Source organism: Streptomyces sp. NEAU-YJ-81, from assembly GCF_017592595.1.
GTDB classification, from domain to species: Bacteria; Actinomycetota; Actinomycetes; order Streptomycetales; family Streptomycetaceae; genus Streptomyces; species Streptomyces hygroscopicus_B.
Map to the genome: position 1 here is coordinate 485,725 of NZ_JAGFNO010000002.1, position 16,442 is coordinate 502,166.

Sequence of the window (16,442 nt, forward strand, 5' to 3'; positions counted from 1 at the left end):
GCGCGATGGTGACCTTCGCGCAGGCGCAGGAGCGCGCGGAACTCTGGATCAACGGCGATGTGCCGGCCTATCAGCAGCGCGAGGCGCGGGTCCGGGAGTTCGACCTGGGCTTTGTGGTCTGGGCCGAGGACCGGGCGGACGGGCCGGTCTCGGGCCGGGGGGCCGAGGGCACGCGGATGGTGATCGCCCGCGACAGCGGCGAGACCACGCTGTGGCCGGGGATTCCGGTGGGTGAGGTGATCCGCCGTTACGAGGAGCGGTACGGCACGACCGACGGCTCCCGTGACGAGTCCACCACCGGCAGACAAGAGCGCATCGACTTGAACGCGACGTCCTTCCTGCTCACTCCGCCGGAGTGGCTGCAGGAGGCGGCGGACGCGATGAGCAGCCGGTCCGAGGGGCCGACGGACCTTCCCGGGCAGCGGCCGGGGGCGGAGCCGGGCGGGGGCGCGCCCGATGCTTCCGCGCCGGTGCCTTCCGCGACTTCCGCGACTTCCGCGACTTCCGCGACTTCCGCTCCTTCTGCCCCTTCCGTTCCTTCCGTTCCTTCCGCTTCTCCAGCTCCTTCCGCCGCTTCGGCTGCTTTGCCTCCGGAGGACAACTGGCCGTCGGCCGGTGGGCCCGGGGCCGGGCCCGGGGTGTCGGCACCCAGGATCTCGGGCGAGGACGACTGGCCGTCGGACGGCGGGTCGCGGAGCGCCGCGCCGGGCGCGCCGCACAGCGCGCCGGGTGCACCGCCTGTTCCGGGTGCGCCTGCTGCGCCTGGGCCCGTTCCGCCTGGGCCTGTTCCGGGTGCGCCTGTTCCGGGTGCGCCGCAGGGGCGGGGCGGGGTCGTGGACGACTGGCCGTCCGACGGTGTCGCGCGCCCGCTCGCGGCCGGCTCGCAGCAGGACGCCCGGCCCGGCCCCGGTGCCCCGTCCGGCGGTGAGGGCTGGCAGGGCGCGCCGCCTCCGCCCGGTGGGGCGGGCTCCGGTGGGGCGAGCCCGTGGGCCCCGCCCGTGCCGGACGCCGGTACGCCCTCCTCGGGGGGCCAGGCAGGCAACGTGGCCACGCCCGGCGACAGTACGCCGTGGGCCGGTACGGACATCAGGGGCGACGACGACCGCTCGGTCGCCCCGCCTGCCACGGTCTTCGCGCCGCCGCTCGCGGGCTCCGACGACGAGGACACTCCGCCGCCGGGGGTACGGCCCGACGCCAAGACCGAGTTGATGTCCGGCGGCAGCTCGCTGCCGCCCACGGCCGTCGCCCCGTCCCTCGACTTCCCGGCGCAGCAGGGCGGCCCCGGTGCCGCTCCGGGTGCCGGTGCCAACCCGGGTGACATCGCTGACGCCGCCACCCACAAGGCGGGCGGCGGTGCGATGCCCCCGCCGCCCGGTGCGCCGGGGGCGCCCGGCGCCCGGCCGGGTGCGGACTCCACGCCCCCGCCGCCGTCCGGGCCCGGTGCCCCCGGCGCACCGGCCGGGGGGTACGTACCGACGCAACTGGTCTCGCAGCTCGGCCCCGACGGCCCCGGTGGCGGCCCGCAGCCGCCCGGCACTCCTGGTCCGCCTGGTCCTCCCGGGGTGCCTGGTGCCGGTCAGACGCCGCCCGCTGGTGCGCAGGGTGGTGGGCAGACGCCGCCTCCGCCGGGTGCGCCCGGTACGCCCGGCGGCGGGGTGCACGCTGCCGCGACGATGCTCGCGGGTGGTCCGGGTATGCCCGGCGGCCAGACGCCGCCGCCGGGTGCCCCGCAGCCGCCCGGTCCGCCCGGCCCCCCTGGTCCTCCCGGGGTGCCTGGTGCCGGTCAGACGCCGCCCGCTGGTGCGCACGGTGGTGGGCAGACGCCGCCTCCGCCGGGTGCGCCCGGTACGCCCGGCGGCGGGGTGCATGCCGCCGCGACGATGCTCGCGAGCGGTGGCCAGACGCCGCCCCCGGGTGCCCCGCAGCCGCCCGGCATGCCCGGCGCTCCGGGCCAGGGTGCCCCATCCGGCCCGCAGCCGCCCGGCCCACCCGGTGTCCCCGGTGCGGGTGGTCCGCATACGCCGCCGGGCGCGGCCGGGCCGCCGTATCCGGGTGGACCGGGCGCGCCGGGCGCCCCCGGCATGCCGCCGCCCGCCGGCGCTCCGGTTCAGGGTCTGGCCCCGCCGCCCGGCACACCCGCCCCCGGCATGCCCGCCCCAGGCATGCCCGCCCCGGGTACGCCCGCTCCCGGCACGCCCGTGCCGGGTATGGGGTCGCAGCCCGGCTATGCGTATCCGCCGCCGCCTCCCGGTCAGCCGACCGTGGGTCCGGGCTATATGGCGGTGCTGCGCTACCGCGCGCAGGACGGTTCGGAGCAGCAGCTGATCCGCCGTTCGGCGCCCGGGACGCCGCATCCGGAGTGGCAGATCCTGCATGAGCTGCGGGCGATGAACGTGCCGCCGCAGCAGGTGCTGGAGCTGCACACCGAGTTGGAGTCCTGTGATCTGCCCGGCGGTTACTGCGCCCGGATGATCCGGGAGAGCTGGCCGCAGGTGCGGATCAGCCACACCGCTCCGTACGGCCGTGATCACGCGACCCGGCAGCAGGGTGTGCGTCATCTGCTGGAGCACCAGGGCGAGCTGCACCAGGTGGCGGACGGCCCGGCTCGTCCGGCGCCGAACCGGGTGCCGTTGCCGCATCCCAGCCAGGTGCAGCCGATTCCGCCGGTGCCGCCGGAGGGGCTGGCGCATGAGCTGGGCCAGGCGTTCGGGCCGCAGGGCATCGTCCGCTTCGACCAGCGCGCGGTGTCGCGGATGGGCGTGCCGGAGGTGGTGGCGCAGACGCTGGTGTGGGCGGGGCTGCCGCTGGACTTCGGTCCGTTCTTCTGGGCGCAGGCGCAGGCGGGCCGTCCGGTGCCGACGCTGGCGGAGCTGGCGGCGGAGCGTGGGGTGCAGCCCGCGTCGGACGCGGGGTCGTACCTGGTCATGGGCAATGACTTCGGCCGTCAGCTGTGTGTGCAGTACGGCACGGCGAACATCGTGGCGGTGCCGCTGGAGGCGACGCCCCAGCCGACGCCGCCGCAGTTCGTGAACACCGGGCTGCCGGAGTTTGTGCGCTGTATGGCGCTGCTGGGCCGGATGTGGCGGCTGCGGTATGGGCTGACGCCGGACCAGGCGGGCCGTTGGACGGTGGACTTCCAGGCGCAGCTTGCGGGTCTGGATCCGGCGGCGTTGTCGGCTCCGGACAACTGGTGGGCGGTGCTGCTGGAGCAGATGTGGGACGGTCTGTTGTAGGTCCGTCCGCGCGGCTCTGACCGCGCGCACCGTATGAACGGCGATCGAGGCGCCCGACCCCCGTGACGGGGGCGGGCGCCTCGTCGTTGTTGTCACCGGCGGCGGTCCCGGTCGGAGATATGGGCGGAGTGTCGCGTTATGGGGGATGAGAGGCCATCTATAAAGATGTGCGCCGAAGCGCGTTGCATACCGGACAAAAGGGGTTCCAAGGATGGGTGCATCGGTGTCACGTCAGGGCTTCACCATCGTCGGCGGACGGGGCCGTGGCTACCGGCCCGCGCAGGTCGACCACTATGTGGTGGAGCTGTCCGAAGCGCGGGACGCGGCGTGGGAGCGCGCCGCGCGCCTCACCGTGCTGGCCAATGAGCTGACCGCCGAGGCGGAGCGGCTGCGCGAGGTGATCGCCCAACTGGCCCCCCAGACCTATGAGTCGCTCGGCGACCGGGCCCAGCTGATCCTCATGGCGGCCGAGGAGGAGGTCGTTTGTCTGCGGGCGGCGGCCGAGGCGTCGGCGCAGGAGGAGTGGGAGGCGGCGCAGGTCGCGGCCCGTACGGTGCGGGACGCCGCCCGTGACGAGGCCGAGCGGGTCCGCGAGGCCGCCGAGGTGGCGGCGCGCGCCACCTTGGAGTCGGCCCAGGTGGATGTGGACGAGCTGCGGGCCGTCTCGCGTCAGGACGCCAAGGAGTGGCGGACCCAGGCGCTGGCGGAGCTGAAGGAGATGCGGCAGCGCGCCGCCGGGATCCTGGCCGAGCAGGAGCGGGAGCACGCCGAGCGGTGGGAGGCGGCGGGCCGTGAACTGGCCGAGCGGGACGGCGCGATGACGGCCCGGCTGGCCCAGCTGGAGGAGTACGCCCAGGCGACGCTCGCCGACGCCAAGCGGGAGTACGGGATGGCCGAGCAGGCCGCGCGGCTGCGGCAGGAGGACGCGCAGGCGCAGGCGGCGGAGATCATCGCCCAGGCGCGGGCCCGCGAGGAGCGCCTGGCGCGGGAGACGGAGCGGACGCTGCGCGAGCATGTGGAGCGGCGTGAGGAGCTCAAGGCGCATCTGGAGCATGTGCGCGGCAGTCTGGCGGCGCTGACCGGTAAGCCGGTGGCGGCGGAGGACGCGGCGGCGGCGCCGCGCCCCGAGTCCTGAGCGCACCGCCGGGCTTCGGGGTGCGGCCCGGGGCACTGCCTGATCCGGGTGCCGTCCGGCCGGAGTGCCGGTCGGAGTACCGGTCGCAGTGCCGTCGGCCCCGTCAGGATTGCGTCTCGGCCTCGGCTTCGGTACGGACCGGGAAGCGGCGCGGGGCGAGGAAGACCAGAACCAGCAGCGCCAGCAGCGCGGCGGCCGCCGAGCCCAGGTAGACGTGGTCGACGGCGGTGTCCACGGCCCGCCGCAGATAGTCGGCCGCCTGGTCGGTGAGGGTGCCGGGGTGTTCCAGGGCGCGGGAGACCGAGTCCAGGCTGTCGGGCAGCCCCGGCCGGATGGCGTCGGGGGCTTCGGTGAGCCGGGAGGCCAGGGTCGCGTTGGCGACGGCCCCGAAGAGCGCCGCCCCGAGGCTCTGGCCGACCTGGCGGCAGAAGAGGATCGAGGCGGTGGCGGTGCCGCGCTCGGCCCATCCCACGGACGACTGCACCCCGATGATCAGCGGCAGTTGGAAGAGCCCGAGGGCGCCCCCGAGCAGCAGCATGATCAGCGCGGGCTGCCAGGCGGCGCCCGGGTAGGGGAGGAGGGGGAAGGCGGCCAGGATCAGCGTGGCGGCGGCCATGCCGGTGATGGCGCAGCGCCGGAAGCCGACGCGGTTGTAGACGCGGCTGCTGAGCGCGGCCGCGATCGGCCAGCTCAGCGTCATCGTGGAGAGCACGAAACCGGCCGGTATCGGTCCAAGGCCCAGCACCGACTGGGCGTAGGTGGGCAGAAAGACGGTCGGGGCGATCATCAGCAGGCCGAGCGCGGCGAAGGCGAGGTTGACGGCCGAGATGGTGCGGCGGCGCCAGACCCAGCCGGGGATGATCGGTTCGGCGGCGCGCCGTTCGATCCATACGGTGGCCGCGGCGCATATGACGGCGCCGCCGAGCATGGTGAGTGACGGGGCGGACAGCCAGTCCCAGGCCACTCCGCCCTGCACGAGGGCGGTGAGCAGCAGTCCGCCGGTGAGGAAGACGCCGAGCGCCCCGGCCCAGTCGATCCTGGGACGGCCCTCCCGGTGCCGTCGCGGTTCGTGCAGATGGCGGGTGATCAGGAGGAACGCCAGGGCGCCGACCGGCAGGTTGATGAGGAAGATCCAGCGCCAGTCGGCGTATCCGGCGAGTACTCCGCCGATCGCGGGGCCCGCCACCGAGGAGAGTGCCCAGACGGAGGAGAGCCTGGCCTGTATCTTCGGGCGTTCCTTGAGCGGGTAGAGGTCGGCGGCGACGACCTGGATGGTGCCCTGGAGCGCCCCGCCGCCCAGTCCCTGGACGATCCGGAAGGCGATGAGGGAGGCCATGTTCCAGGCGGCGGCGCACAGCAGTGAGCCGATGAGGAAGACGACGATGCCCGCGAGCAGGATGGGTTTGCGGCCGAAGGTGTCGGAGAGCTTTCCGTACAGCGGCAGGGAGACGGTGACGGCGAGCAGATAGCCGGAGAAGAGCCAGGAGAAGACGGAGAAGCCGCCTAGGTCGCCGACGATCTGCGGTACGGCGGTGGAGATGATGGTCGAGTCGAGCGCGGCCAGCGCCATGCCGAGCATGAGGGCGGCGGCGACGGGGCGGCGGCTGCGGGGGGTGGGGGTGCCGGGGTGCGGCTGGGGTGCGGGGGGTTTGGGGTCAGCGTCCATCGGCCGTCGTGCGGTGCCGCCCACGGTGGCGCGCTCCCTTCGCCGGTACGCGCCGGCACGTGTCCCTGATGTTCGTGCGAGGGACTCCCGTACGCACGATTCTTGTACGACCCACGATTCCATGGCGGGACAGGCTGGGGGAAGAACGCATCCGGGCTGTCCAGAAGGCCCGGCTTGAGCCTGACGTGGCGGAAGGGTGCAGAATTTACCCCGAGTCCGGGTCAGCCTCAGGGCTCACTCCCCTAGGGGATGCCCACCCTGTACTCCTACTCCCGGTTCGTCCGGGCGGATGAGGAGCCTGTCGTCCCCGCTTCATAAGGTTGCTACGGGCTGCGCGACCGAGGGGGTGGGGCTAGCCCTACCGCTGAGAGGGAGTCCTTCCCCATCGCGGAGGTTCCCCGATCACGGCAATCTGGATGCCGTGATCGGGGAGCGACATCGCCGATCAAATACTGAAGGAGAACGAGCGTGACAACGGCTGTATCGATTCCCAGGACCGGGGGCAGCGGAGGACATACGGCCGTCGCCGCCCGTGCGCGTCAGGTGCTCAAGGCGTATGGCTCGGGGGAGACCCGGGTGGTCGCGCTGGACCATGTGGACGTGGACATCGCCCGCGGGCAGTACACCGCGATCATGGGCCCGTCCGGCTCCGGCAAGTCGACCCTGATGCACTGCCTGGCCGGTCTGGACACCGTCAGCTCCGGGCAGATCTTCATCGACGAGACCGAGATCACCGGGCTGAAGGACAAGAAGCTCACCAAGCTGCGCCGGGACCGGATCGGCTTCATCTTCCAGGCGTTCAACCTGCTGCCGACGCTCAGCGCGATCGAGAACATCACGCTGCCGATGGACATCGCGGGCCGTAAGCCCGACCGGGCCTGGCTGGACCGGGTGGTGGAGACCGTGGGCCTGGCCGGCCGGCTCAAGCACCGTCCGAACCAGCTCTCCGGCGGTCAGCAGCAGCGCGTCGCCGTGGCCCGCGCCCTCGCCGCCCGTCCCGAGATCATCTTCGGTGACGAGCCGACCGGAAACCTGGACTCGCGGGCCGGTGCCGAGGTGCTGGGCTTCCTCAAACGGTCGGTGGACGAGCTGGGCCAGACCATCGTGATGGTCACCCATGACCCGGTCGCCGCCTCCTACGCCAACCGTGTGCTGTACCTGGCCGACGGCCGGATCGTCGATGAGATGTACAACCCGACGGCCGATCTGGTCCTGGAGCGCATGAAGCACTTCGACGCGCGGGGACGGGTGTCATGACCGTCCTCAAGACCTCACTGCGCAACTTCGTCGCCCACAAGGGCCGGATGGCGCTGTCCGCGATCGCCGTGCTGCTGTCGGTGGCGTTCGTCTGCGGCACGCTCGTCTTCACCGACACCACCAACGCCACGTTCGACAAGCTCTTCGCGAGCACCGCCTCCGATGTCACGGTCAGCCCGAAGGGCGCCGGCGACAGCGACACCCGGCAGGGCCGGATCCGTTCGCTGCCCGGTTCGGAGCTGGCGCGGCTGAAGCAGGTGGACGGCGTCAAGTCGGTGATCGGCGACGCCACCAGCCAGTCGATCACCGCCGCCGACCGGAACGACAACAGCATCGGCTCGGACTCCGGCGCCCCGACCATCGGCACCAACTGGGACCCGACCGAGACGCGCTCGGTCCAGATCACCTCCGGTCACGCGCCGCGCGGCCCGACCGAGGTGATGGTCGACGCCGACACCGCGAAGAACAAGAAGCTGAAGCTGGGCGACGAGATGCGGATCATCGCCATCCCCGGCGAGTTCCGCGCGAAGATCGTCGGCATTGCCACGTTCCAGGTGACCAACCCCGGCGCCACGCTGGTCTTCATGGACACCGACACCGCGCAGCGCAAGCTGCTCGGCGCTCCCGGGGTGTACTCCAGCTACCTGCTCACCGCCCAGCCGGGCGTCAGCCACGACCAGCTCAAGAAGAACGTGGTGGCCGACCTCGGCACCGCTGTGAAGGTGCAGACGAAGGCCGAGTCCAGCAAGGAGGCCGAGGACGACATCGGCTCGTTCCTGGACGTCATGAAGTACGCGATGCTCGGCTTCGCCGGTATCGCCGTCCTGGTCGGCATCTTCCTGATCGTCAACACCTTCTCGATGCTGGTCGCCCAGCGCACCCGTGAGATCGGCCTGATGCGGGCCATCGGCTCCAGCCGGAAGCAGATCAACCGGTCGGTGCTGATCGAGGCGCTGCTGCTGGGCATCGTCGGCTCGATCCTCGGTGTCCTCGGCGGGGTCGGCCTCGCGGTCGGCCTGATGAAGATCATGGGCAGCGCGGGGCTGCATCTGAGCACCGACCAGCTGACGGTGAAGCCCACCACGCCCATCATCGGCATCGGTATCGGCGTCATCGTCACCGTCATCGCGGCGTACATCCCCGCCCGCCGGGCCGGGAAGATCTCCCCGATGGCGGCCCTGCGCGACGCGGGCACCCCGGCGGACAGCAGGGCCGGATGGATCCGCGGCGTGATCGGCACCCTGCTCACCGCGGGTGGCGCGGCGTCCCTGGTGGTCGCGGGGAACGCGGACAAGGCGGTCGACGGCTCGATGTTCCTGGGCGTCGGCGTGGTGCTGACGCTCATCGGCTTCATCGTCATCGGCCCGCTGCTGGCCGGTCTGGTGGTCCGCGCGCTGGCCACCGTCGTCCTGCGGATCTTCGGCCCGGTCGGCCGGCTGGCCGAGCGCAACGCGCTGCGCAACCCGCGGCGCACCGGCGCCACCGGCGCGGCCCTGATGATCGGCCTGGCGCTGGTCGCCTGTCTGTCGGTGGTGGGCTCCTCGATGGTCGCCTCGGCCACCGATGAGCTGGACAAGTCGGTGGGCGCGGACTTCATCATCCAGTCCGACATGGGCCAGCCGATCACCGAGGGGATCGAGAAGTCGGTGCGCCAGGCCAAGGGCCTGAAGCACATCAGCGAGGCCAAGAACATCGAGGACACCAAGGTCACCCTGCCGGACGGCAAGACGGTCACCAAGGACCTTTCGGCCGCCAACCCGACGTACGCGGAGGACCTGCGCACCCCGGTGGTCGAGGGTGATCTGGCCGCCGCGTACGGCAAGAACGCCATGTCGGTGCCGGAGGGCTTCGCCAAGGACCACAAGGTGAAGAAGGGCGACACGCTGACCGTCGCCTTCAAGGAGGGCCGGACCGCCAAGCTGACCGTCGCCGCGATCACTTCGGACGACGTCAGCCTCGACAAGGGCGCGATGTACCTCAACATCGCCACCGTCGAGAGCTATGTCCCCGCCAAGCTGATCCCGGCGGACGTCATGATGCTGGCACAGGCCAAGGACGGCCAGGAGGAAGCGGCGTACGCATCCCTCAAGGCCCAGCTCCACCACTACCCGTCGGTGAAGGTGCGCGACCAGACCGACTACAAGCAGGAGGTCAAGGACCAGGTCGGTCAGCTGCTCAACCTGGTCTACGGTCTGCTGGCGCTGGCGATCATCGTCGCCGTCCTCGGTGTGGTGAACACCCTGGCCCTGTCGGTGGTCGAGCGGACCCGTGAGATCGGCCTGATGCGCGCCATCGGCCTCTCCCGCCGCCAGATGCGCCGCATGATCCGGCTGGAGTCCGTGGTCATCGCGCTCTTCGGCGCGCTGCTGGGGCTGGGTCTTGGCATGGGCTGGGGAACCACGGCCCAGAAGCTGCTGGCGCTGGAGGGTCTGAAGACCCTGGAGATCCCGTGGCCGACGATCATCACGGTGTTCATCGGCTCGGCCGTGGTGGGTCTGATCGCGGCGCTGGTCCCGGCCTTCCGGGCGGCGCGGATGAATGTGCTGAACGCGATCGCCACGGAATAGCCAAATCCAACGGGGGAAATGAGGCCCGCTGCCTCTCCATGGGGGGAGGGGCAGAAGGCCGGCCGACCGGCCCGGTGCGCGACGGGGGAGCGCACCGGGCCGGCGGTGTGTTCCGGGCCGTTCCGTCTTGTGGCGGTGCCCGGCGGTACGCCGGACAGGGAATCCGGGGGTTTGACTTGGAGTGCGCTCCAACTCCTAGCGTGATCGTCACGACCACGAGGGAGGTACCCGATGTCCGCACTGCCCACCCGTCGCCTGGGTGCGCTGACCGTCGCGGCCCAGGGCCTGGGCTGCATGGGAATGAGCCACGGCTACGGCGCCTCGGACGACGCCCAGTCGATCGCCACCCTCCACCGCGCCCTCGACCTCGGCGTCACGCTGCTGGACACCTCCGACTTCTACGGTGCCGGGCACAACGAGGAGCTGCTCGGCCGGGCCCTGGCCGGACGCCGGGAGCAGGCGGTCCTGGCCACCAAGTTCGGCTTCGCCAACCGGCTGGGGGAGCCGACCGCGATCCGGGGCGACGCCGCGTACGTCCGCCAGGCGTGTGACGCGTCGCTGCGGCGGCTCGGCGTCGACCACATCGACCTCTACTACCAGCACCGCGTGGACCCCGACGTCCCCATCGAGGAGACCGTCGGGGCGATGGCCGAGCTGGTCCAGGCGGGCAAGGTGCGCCATCTCGGCCTCTCCGAGGCGGGCGCGGACACCATCCGCCGCGCCCACGCGGTGCACCCCATCGCGGCGCTGCAGAGCGAATGGTCGCTGTGGACGCGGGACCTGGAGCACGAGATCGCCCCGGTCTGCCGTGAGCTCGGCATCGGCCTCGTCCCTGGGGGCCGTGCCAGTCCAGGCACAACACGGTGGCGTCGTCTTCCAGCTTGCCGCCCGCGGCGTCCAGGACCGCGGAGGTCAGCATCAGCACGGTCTCCCGCGGGTGGAGGTGCCGGGTGCTCTTCAGCAGGGTGACCAGATCCACCTTCTGCGCGTCGCGTTCGAGCATGCCGTCGGTGAGCATGATCAAACGATCACCGGGGCGTAGATCGATGTTCTGAACGTGGTAGCAGTGGGCTGGGGGCGCGGGCACCCCGAAGGGAAGGTCTGCCTCGCAGGGGACTTCCTCCACGGCTCCCTCGCGTATGCGCAGCGGCAATGGGTGGCCGGCATTGACGAGTTCTGTCCGCCCGGTGTGGAGGCAGATGCGCAGCAGCTGCCCGGTGGCGTGGCCGCGGTCATTGTCGATCAAGGCCCGGTCGGCCCGCCGGGCCTGGTCGGTCAGGTCGGCTCCGGCGCGGCGGGCGCCGCGCAGGGCGCCCATGAGGACGGTGGCCGTCAGCGCGGAGTTGATGTCGTGGCCCATGGGATCGGTCACCGAAAGGTGCAGGGTGTCCCGGTCCAGGGTGTAGTCAAAGGTGTCACCGCTGATCGTTTCGGAGGGTTCCAGACTCCCGCTCAGGGCGAACTGGGCGGCCTCACACGACAGCGACGACGGCAGGAGCTGGTATTGGATCTCGGCCGGCAGGGTGGGTGGCCTGGAGCGTTTGCCCCAGGTGTAGAGATCGGTGAAGCGCTGGTTGGCGATCACGATATAGGCCAGGATGTGCGCGGCTTCGCCGACCGAGTCGAGGATGCCCTCGCCGGGTTCGGTCGGCAGCAGCACCTCGAGCAGACCGATCGCGTCCCCACGGTTGGTGACCGGGGCGATCACTCGGTGTCCCTGGCCGGTCGCCTCCTGATACAGGCGCTGGGTGCGGATCACCCGCTCGTAGACGCTGCCGAACAGTTCGATCCGCTCCGCGGCCCGCCCGACTTCCTCGGTGGAGGCGATGGACAGGCGTGCCACCGCCTTCCCGGTCAGATCCAGGATGAGGAAAGCGACCTGCGTGGCGTCGAAGCGCCGCCGCAGGTCCTCGGCGACCACATCGACGGACTCCACCGGTGCCGCCGTCTCCGCTGCTGTCAGCAGGCGGGGGAGTTCACTGTGCCCACTCACAAGCCGGCTCCCTTCGTGCACCACCCCTCTCATCAGCCTAAACCTGTCAATGTGGGCGCCGCCCTCCATGGGCGCCAAGCCGGGTCTTCACGAGGCATGAAGGTCAATCGGCGGGGGCCCGATGAGTTTCGGGGCGCCCCGGGGTCTCAGAGGGTGAACGCCACCCCAAGGGAGATCACCATGACCGACACCGCGAAAGGCACCCGGCTCGCCGAGGTGGGCCGGGTAGCCGTCACCGTCGCCGATCAGGACCGGGCGCTGGACTTCTATGTGGGCACGCTCGGCTTCGAGAAGCGTGCCGACATCCCCTTCGGCGACGGTCACCGCTGGATCGAGGTGGGCCCGGCGGGCGCCCCGACCGGGATCGCGCTCGTCCTGCCGCGCGAGGGCGGCCAGGGGCCGGGCTACGAGACCGGCATCATCCTCACCTCGGAGGACATCGACGTCGACCACGCGACGCTGCGCTCGCGCGGCGTCGACACCGACCCGGAGGTCCAGCGCTGGGGCGCCCCGGTGCCGCCGATGTTCAGCTTCCGGGACGGGGACGGCAACGCGCTGATGGTCGTCGAGAACGGCTGACCGCACCCGACCGAGAGCCGGTTGCCGAGGGCCGGTGATGTGCCGGTGGAAGAGCCGGTCCGCGACGGGGGCGGGCCGGCTCTTCTGTGCGGCTACGAAGCGTGGCGGCCGATACGCCTGGGCCCGGCGGACGCGGGGTCCGCCGGGAGCCGTCCAGGTCGCCGTACACGGTGAATTCGGCCCGTACCGTGCCCGCTTCACCGTCCGCCGTCTCCTCCTGCCGCACCGCGGCGGCCACCGTCAAGTGGCCGTCGTCGGCGGGAAGGGACCGGCCGGGGTGAGGGAGACGGCGGTCACGATCAGCCTCCGTGCGCGGTGATGGCGTAGCCCTCGGGGCCGATGAAGGTGAACGTGCGGCCGAAGGGGCTGTCCTGCGGCGCGGCGACGATCGGCACCCCCGCGTCGGCGAGCTGGTCGTGCAGCGCCTGAGCGTCCGTGGTGCGGAACCACAGGGCCACGCCGAGACCGGGCCGCGCGACGTCGTCGAGCTCCACGCCCGGCAGCGGCTCGCGCACGGCGAACGGGATCGGCTGAGTGGTGAACACCACGGCACCGGGAGGCGAGGCCGGTGCCCGGCGCAGTCCGAGGTGCTTTTCGCAGAAGGCGGCCGCCGCCTCGACATCGCGTACCTGCAGGGCGATGAAGTCGGGGCCGTCAACGGTGGCGGTCATGGGTTCTCCCCAGGTTGGTTGATGTCAGGACTTTGACATTCCCGGACTGTACGCACACCCCCTCCCCATGTCAAAATCCTGACATGGAAGACCGGACTCCCGTGGCCCCGCCGCACCCCGCTCACGACGTCACCGAACATGTGGGCTACCGCCTCAAGCGCGCCGCCGCCGCGCTGCGCGGCGCCATGGACAAGGCGCTGCGCGAACGCGGTCTGACGGTGCCGCAGTACGCCTGCCTGGAACTCCTCGACCAGCGGCCCGGCCTGTCCAACGCCGAACTCGCCCGCGGCACCTTCGTCACCCGGCAGTCCATGAACGTCGTCCTGCGCGGCCTCCAGGACGCGGACCTGATCACCCGGCCCGCCACCACCGACCACGGCCGCGCCCTCCCCGCCCACCTCACCGAGGCCGGCCGCGAACGGCTCGACGCGGCCCGGTCCGCCGTCTACGCCATCGAGCGGACGATGGTCGACGCCTTCCCGCAACGGCGCCTGGCCGCCCTCCTCGCCGACCTCGACCGCATGGCGGAAGCCCTCGGCGGCTGACCGGCCTCAGTCGCGGGGGAGCAGGGTGCCCAGGGGGCCGAGGTCCAGGTTGAGGTCCTCCGGCGTCAGTCCGTGCTGGTCGCACAGCTCCGCCATGCGCTGGTCGAGCAGCATCAGCGTGGTGCCGATGCGTTCGATCTGGCCGTCGGTGAGTCCGCCCGCGTCGATGCGGCGGATGGCCTGGCGCTCCATCAGCTGGCGGAGGAGTTCGACGACCGTCAGCACGAGGGCCACCAGGTCCCGGCCGACCGAGTCGCGGTCGATGTCGAGGTGGGTGGGCGTCGGGGGCGTCGGAGGGCTCATAGCGGGCCGCTGTCGGTCCACGGGGCCGGGACCCGCTCGTTGACCGAGGAGAGCAGGGCATGCAGGGACAGGCGGACGAGGGGGACCTCGGCGATCGCGATGACCAGGTCGCCGGTGACGACGACGCCGGTGGCGAGTACCCGGTCGAGGAGGTCCACGAGGGGGACGCCGAGCGGTCCGAGGGCCTCGGCGGGGGTGGCTCCCCATGCGGGGGCCTCTTTGCGGGCGATGTCGGCGGGGGCCGCTTCCCATGCCGCTTTGGCCGGGGCGGCGTCCCAGGCGGCCCTGGTCATGGGGACATCCCTCCGTTGGTAACCCCCCGGTCGGCGATCCGTTCACCCGCGACTCCTCCGTCGGCGAAGGAGTAGGGCGCCCACGGCCCGGAGAGCTCGATCTGGACGTCCGTCTCGTCGCGGCGCAACGACGTGAGGGCGGCGCGCAGTTCGCGCTCCCGTCCCAGGTCGAGGAGGTAGGCCGCGTTCAGCACATGGGTACGGTGCTTCCCGGTCACCTCGACGCCGTGCGGGCGCAGCCGGCGCGCGGCCACGGCGAGGCTCCGGACGGCGGTGTCCACCCGCTCGGCGGCCCGCAGCGTCAGGGTGTGGTGCTGTTCGCGGCTCCGCTGCCGGGTGCGGACGCGGTCCAGATAGGCCCGGCCGCTGGCAGGGCCGGGCGCCGGGCCGTCCGCCGGGGCGGCTTCCGGGGCGGGCGGTGGTCCCGTCGGGGCGTAGACCTTGACGCCCCATTCGGCCCGGCCCGTGATCCGGTCCAGCGCGGTCAGGAGGGATGTCTCCCGCTCGCCCAGGGCCTCGCGGGCCCGGCCGTCGTCGAGATAGAGGGTGGCCAGCGGCAGCGGAACGGTGGGGGCGAGCGCCGACGCCGCCGTGATCACCGTGTGGTGGGCACGGGCGCAGCGCTCCAGCTCATCGCGGTCGGACAGCCGCCGCCGCAGCGCCTCCTCGCCGAACCCGGCGGCGGGCACGTCCTGGACCACGGCGGTGAGCGGGCCCGCCGCGAGCGTACGGACGGGGCCGCAGGTGCCGAGCCCGGGGAGCGCGGCCAAGGCGGTGAGGGCGCCGCCGCGGCAGACCGCGAAGGCGTAGGTGAGGGTGGGGGCCTCGGGCTGGGTCATGTGTCCGCGCCCTCCTCGGCGGCGGTGGCGCCGACCGCGCTCAGCTCATCGGAGTCCATGCGCGATTCCAGGGCCTGGAGCCGTTCGCGCAGTTCCGCGTTCTCCTGGGCGAGGGCGTCCTTCGCGGCGCGCGAGGAGAGGGCGGGATCGGTTTCCCACCAGTCGATTCCGGCCTTGCGGGCGGTGTCCACGGAGGAGATGAACAACCGCAGCCGGATGGTGAGCAGTTCGATGTCCAGCAGGTCGATCTTGATGTCTCCGGCGATCACGATGCCCTTGTCCAGGACGCGTTCCAGGATCTCGGCGAGGTCGGAGGGGTGCCGGTCGCTGGTCACAGAAGGGGGGTACACCAGGTCGCGGTCAGTCATGGCGGCTCACCCTTGCCCCTCCTCCTGGGCTTCGGCTGCCTGACCGCTCCAGCAGGTCCAGCAGCCGGTCCTCCTCCCGGTCGAACTCCTCGGGGCCGATCGCCCCCGACTCCAGGGCCTCGTTCAGCGCCGCGAGCCGGGCGCGCAGCACCGAAGGATGGCACAGCTCCTCCTCCGCGACGTCCCGCACGCGCTCCGCGACCCACACCACCCCCCGCACCGGCGCCAGCGGGAAGAGGACGACCTGGCTCAGCAGCCCCATGTCAGGCCCGGCCTTCCGCGAAGCTGTAGCAGGGCAGCGGTCCGGTGAGCCGCAGCTCGACCCGGTCGCGGTGGCCGGCCGCGAAGCGCTCCACCACGCCGTGGAACCGCCGCTCCTCGCGCCGGTCCAGCAGGAACGAGACGTTGAGCACGCATCCCTCGACCTCCGGGCCGTGCACCTTGGCGTCCGCCACGGCGGAGAGCTCCGCGAGCACCGCGGCCGCCGCGGCGGCGGCTCTGCGCCCCAGGCCGCGCGCCACGGCCTCGCCGAGCCGCACGCTGGCCTCGTACCCCGGGGCCCGGCGGGCGGCGGTGCGCAACCGGCTCACCTCGGGGTCCTCCCGTACCAGCGTGCCCAGGTCGGCCTCGGTGGGCAGCGCCTTGAGGTTCATCTCGACCCGCCCGTCGACGCGTTCGAGCGTGGCCAGGCAGTCGTTCTGGGACGACAGCAACTGCTGCCGCACCGACTCCTCGTCGGGGGCGATCATCCCGAAGCGCATCGGCAGCACCGGCCCGTCCACCGCCAGCGTCAGGGCGAGGTCCTGATGGGCGAGGAGGTCGCGCCGCTTGGCGCGCAGCCGGGCCGGAGCGTCGCTGATCACCGCGGCCAGCGCGCCGGCCCGGAGGGTACGGACCGGGGCGGGCCGCTCGCCCACTCCGGTGCGGCCGGGCGGCATCGCGTGGGTGGCGCGGACGACGCCGTAGACGTACACGCTCCGGGGCGCGGTCATG

14 protein-coding genes and 2 pseudogenes are annotated in these 16,442 nt (G+C 72.3%); 7 read left to right on the forward strand and 9 right to left on the reverse strand.

The genetic code is table 11. The features are described 5' to 3' along the window. Positions 1-5 precede the first annotated feature (5 nt). Both J5X86_RS07745 and J5X86_RS07750 read left to right on the forward strand, forming a co-directional pair. Positions 6-3,233: an SUKH-4 family immunity protein gene (locus J5X86_RS07745; RefSeq protein ID WP_208516148.1), complete on the forward strand. Its 3,228-nt coding sequence runs from the start codon at positions 6-8 to the stop codon at positions 3,231-3,233. A 211-nt stretch (positions 3,234-3,444) separates the two neighbouring features. Continuing rightward, positions 3,445-4,368, forward strand: coding sequence for a cellulose-binding protein (locus tag J5X86_RS07750; RefSeq protein ID WP_208516010.1), 924 nt, complete (start codon positions 3,445-3,447; stop codon positions 4,366-4,368). A gap of 103 nt (positions 4,369-4,471) precedes the next feature. On the opposite strand, the gene J5X86_RS07755 is transcribed toward J5X86_RS07750, so the two are convergent. After that, entirely contained in the window at positions 4,472-6,034 is a 1,563-nt protein-coding gene (locus J5X86_RS07755) for an MFS transporter (RefSeq protein WP_243979860.1), read from the reverse strand. 468 nt (positions 6,035-6,502) lie between these two features. On the opposite strand from J5X86_RS07755, the gene J5X86_RS07760 reads away from it, so the two are divergent. The 3 genes and pseudogenes from J5X86_RS07760 to J5X86_RS07770 form a co-directional block, all read left to right on the forward strand. After that, positions 6,503-7,291: an ABC transporter ATP-binding protein gene (locus J5X86_RS07760; protein WP_078643171.1), complete on the forward strand. Its 789-nt coding sequence runs from the start codon at positions 6,503-6,505 to the stop codon at positions 7,289-7,291. After that, positions 7,288-9,858 carry an ABC transporter permease gene (locus J5X86_RS07765; RefSeq protein ID WP_208516012.1) on the forward strand — a complete coding sequence of 857 codons (2,571 nt, stop codon included), beginning with the start codon at positions 7,288-7,290 and terminating at the stop codon, positions 9,856-9,858. The genes J5X86_RS07760 and J5X86_RS07765 overlap by 4 nt, the downstream gene beginning before the upstream one ends. A 231-nt stretch (positions 9,859-10,089) precedes the next feature. Continuing rightward, a pseudogene (locus J5X86_RS07770) lies at positions 10,090-10,767 on the forward strand (aldo/keto reductase); the annotation flags it as partial. On the opposite strand, the pseudogene J5X86_RS52400 reads toward J5X86_RS07770, so the two are convergent. Next, positions 10,691-11,794, reverse strand: a pseudogene (locus tag J5X86_RS52400) (PP2C family protein-serine/threonine phosphatase); the annotation flags it as partial. The pseudogenes J5X86_RS07770 and J5X86_RS52400 sit on opposite strands and share 77 nt — an antisense overlap. 237 nt (positions 11,795-12,031) lie before the next feature. Between J5X86_RS52400 and J5X86_RS07780 the strand changes: the two are divergent. Further along, entirely contained in the window at positions 12,032-12,430 is a 399-nt protein-coding gene (locus tag J5X86_RS07780) for a VOC family protein (protein ID WP_208516149.1), read from the forward strand. Between the two features lie 299 nt (positions 12,431-12,729). Here the strand turns inward: J5X86_RS07780 and J5X86_RS07785 are convergent, their stop codons facing one another. Continuing rightward, positions 12,730-13,101, reverse strand: a complete 372-nt coding sequence (locus J5X86_RS07785) for a VOC family protein (protein ID WP_208516013.1) — start codon at positions 13,099-13,101, stop codon at positions 12,730-12,732. 83 nt (positions 13,102-13,184) lie between these two features. Here J5X86_RS07785 and J5X86_RS07790 point away from each other — a divergent pair, with 83 nt between their 5' ends. After that, positions 13,185-13,646 carry a MarR family winged helix-turn-helix transcriptional regulator gene (locus J5X86_RS07790; RefSeq protein WP_208516014.1) on the forward strand — a complete coding sequence of 154 codons (462 nt, stop codon included), beginning with the start codon at positions 13,185-13,187 and terminating at the stop codon, positions 13,644-13,646. 6 nt (positions 13,647-13,652) lie between these two features. Here the strand turns inward: J5X86_RS07790 and J5X86_RS07795 are convergent, their stop codons facing one another. From J5X86_RS07795 to J5X86_RS07820, 6 genes are read right to left on the reverse strand one after another with little or no spacing between them, the layout of a single operon-like run. Further along, positions 13,653-13,949, reverse strand: coding sequence for a gas vesicle protein K (locus J5X86_RS07795; RefSeq protein ID WP_208516015.1), 297 nt, complete (start codon positions 13,947-13,949; stop codon positions 13,653-13,655). Beyond that, positions 13,946-14,179, reverse strand: a complete 234-nt coding sequence (locus tag J5X86_RS07800) for a gas vesicle protein (RefSeq protein ID WP_078647615.1) — start codon at positions 14,177-14,179, stop codon at positions 13,946-13,948. Before J5X86_RS07800 ends, J5X86_RS07795 begins: the two co-directional genes overlap by 4 nt. Positions 14,180-14,238: 59 nt before the next feature. Then, the gene (locus J5X86_RS07805; protein ID WP_208516016.1) at positions 14,239-15,081 is read right to left on the reverse strand and encodes a GvpL/GvpF family gas vesicle protein; all 843 of its coding nucleotides are present in this window, start codon (positions 15,079-15,081) and stop codon (positions 14,239-14,241) included. Beyond that, a complete protein-coding gene (locus J5X86_RS07810) occupies positions 15,078-15,449 on the reverse strand; it encodes a gas vesicle protein (RefSeq protein ID WP_208516017.1) in 372 nt (123 codons plus the stop codon). The genes J5X86_RS07805 and J5X86_RS07810 overlap by 4 nt, the downstream gene beginning before the upstream one ends. After that, positions 15,442-15,711, reverse strand: a complete 270-nt coding sequence (locus tag J5X86_RS07815; protein ID WP_208516018.1) for a gas vesicle protein GvpG — start codon at positions 15,709-15,711, stop codon at positions 15,442-15,444. Before J5X86_RS07815 ends, J5X86_RS07810 begins: the two co-directional genes overlap by 8 nt. Position 15,712: 1 nt before the next feature. After that, on the reverse strand, positions 15,713-16,441 hold the full coding sequence (locus J5X86_RS07820; protein WP_208516019.1) for a GvpL/GvpF family gas vesicle protein: 729 nt from the start codon (positions 16,439-16,441) through the stop codon (positions 15,713-15,715). Position 16,442: the final 1 nt, after the last annotated feature.